We start from the raw sequence: 1,143 nt of genomic DNA on the forward strand, positions 1-1,143 counted from the left end.
GGGTGGTGCTCCAGCCGACCCCCGAGGGCGGCATGGAGATCGTGGCCGCCTCCACCCGGGGCGACCCCGGGGACCTGGTCGGAACGGCGATCGCCCCCGGTTCGCCGGTGCTGGTACAACTCCTCGGGGGCGACCCCGTCTTCATCGACGACTCGGCGACGGATACCCGGATGACCACGCACGTACGGGAGCGGTTCGGGCCGTCCATGATGCTCCCGCTGCAGAGCGGCGGCCGGCTGATCGGCACCCTGGCCCTGCCCCGCGACCGGGGCGGCCCCGCGTACGACGCGGTGGACCGGCTGCTCGCCTCGCAGTTCGCCTCCCAGGCCGCACTGGCCCTCGTCCTGGCGGACGCCCAGCACGACCGGGAGCAGCTGGCGGTGTACGAGGACCGCGACCGGATCGCGCGGGACCTGCACGACCTGGTGGTCCAGCGGCTCTTCGCCACCGAGATGATGCTGGAGAGCACCCGGCGGCGGGCCGCGAACGCCCCGTCGGGGGACATGGTGGGCGACGAGCTCAGCCGGGCCGTGGACGAGCTGGACTCCACCATCCAGGAGGTCCGGACGGCCATCTTCGCCCTCCAGCAGCCACCGGCCGACGCCCCGACGACCTTCCGCGGCCGGGTGCTGCGCGAGACGGGCGGGGCGGCGGCCGTGCTCGGCTTCCAGCCGTCGGTGCACTTCGCGGGGGCGGTCGACGCGCTGCTGCCGGATCCGGTGGCGGCCGACCTGCTCGGGGCCCTGCGCGGCGCCCTGGCCGCGGCGCACCGGCGCCGCGAGATCACCTTCATCGACGTGCTGGTGGAGGCGAGCCCGTCCCGGGTCCGCCTGAGGGTGGCGGACGACGGCCGTACGGAATCGGGTGCGCGGGGCACGACGATGACGTGGGAATCGCTGCTGTAGCCACCGCGAAGACAGGGGAAATACCTGGTCGCAGACCTACGCCCGGCAGGCTGTGCTTCCATGATCCGATGAATCGCGAGAGCGCTCCGGTAGCTGCTGGCGGCCCGGTCCGGCGTCGGACGGACTCCGACCTCGACGCGTGCGACCACCCCGCCCTCGAGCGGGCGGCGGGGGGCCGGGGGGCGTGGCTAGGGCAGGGCCCCGGCGGGCTTGTGGACGCCCGGGGACGGGCCCGGGC

1 protein-coding gene is annotated in these 1,143 nt (G+C 74.8%); it reads left to right on the forward strand.

Annotated elements, in window-relative coordinates; genetic code table 11:
* Positions 1-905, forward strand: a 905-nt coding sequence (locus ACWGIU_RS38260) for a sensor histidine kinase (RefSeq protein WP_453712751.1), incomplete at its 5' end; no start/stop codon positions are given.
* Positions 906-1,143 lie beyond the last annotated feature (238 nt).

This window comes from Streptomyces sp. NPDC054840, from assembly GCF_053611065.1.